This window comes from Thermoflavimicrobium dichotomicum, from assembly GCF_900114055.1.
In the GTDB taxonomy this organism is placed as follows: Bacteria; Bacillota; Bacilli; order Thermoactinomycetales; family Thermoactinomycetaceae; genus Thermoflavimicrobium; species Thermoflavimicrobium dichotomicum.
The window spans coordinates 1-1,138 of the sequence record NZ_FORR01000071.1; the positions used below are offsets into that span (position 1 = coordinate 1).

Genomic DNA, 1,138 nt, shown 5'->3' on the forward strand with positions numbered 1-1,138 from the left:
TTGGTAGACACTCCATCCGAGATGATATGGTGCATATCCATCATCAGGATGTGACGCTCTTCCCCAATGCGAATCAATCCCACACGGAACAGCGGGGCTTGACTTAAGTCAAAAGGTCGAATGAAAGACTCGATCTGCTGATTGACCTCTTCCTCTGTTGCTTCGATGAAAGTCCATGGGACTTCATCTTGCGGATGAATCTTCTGTACCAGTTCTTCATTGATGAGATGGAACGAAGTCCGAAGCGACTCATGCCGCTCGACCAGGGAGTGAACCGCTTGACGTAATCGCTCTACCTGCAGTGGCCCTTTCAATTCCACTACCAAAGGCATATTGTAATGGGTGCTATGGTCATCAGCTCCCATCTGATGCACCACGTACATCCGTTTTTGCGCGGAGGAGACAGGATACCATTCCTGTCCTTCCACCGGTTCGATGGTCGCATAAGGATTTTCTTCAGCTTCCTGAATGCGTTCAGCCATCTCTTTGACCGTTGGATAGGTGAATACCTCTTGAAGTGAAAACTCCACTTCCATTTCTTTATGAATATAGGAAACCAGCTTCATCGCTTTCAGGGAATGTCCGCCTAATTCAAAGAAATGATCATGAATGCCAACTTGCTCTACACCAAGCACCTCTTGCCAAATCCGAACCAAGGCCTCCTCCGTAGCGTTGGTGGGGGCAACATACGCCTCTTTGGTGTGCAGATTTTGATCCGGTTCAGGTAAAGAACGCTTGTCAACTTTGCCATTTGCCGTCAGAGGCAGCTTTTCCATTTCCACAAAGTACGATGGAATCATAAATTCGGGTAAGGATTGGCTCAAATGACGACGAAGTGCAGGAACACTCCACTCTCCTGCCCCTACGATGTAAGCGCAGAGGAATGCATCTTCTTCTTTTCCTCTATGGGCAACGACTGCTGCTTCTTTCACCGCAGGATGCTCCAGCAAACGGGATTCGATCTCTCCCAGCTCAATTCGGAAACCACGAATCTTTACTTGCTCATCAATTCTTCCCAGGTACTCTATCGTTCCATCCGGTAGCCAACGAGCCAAATCGCCCGTTCGATAGATGCGCTCACCGGGAACATACGGATTGGAGATAAATTTTTCTTTTGTTAACTCCGGCTGTTTCCAGT

At 48.2% G+C, this 1,138-nt stretch carries 1 protein-coding gene; it reads right to left on the minus strand.

Annotated features, from left to right (window positions below; genetic code table 11):
• On the minus strand, positions 1–1,138 hold a 1,138-nt coding region (locus tag BMZ78_RS18420), incomplete at both ends, for a condensation domain-containing protein (protein WP_139203382.1).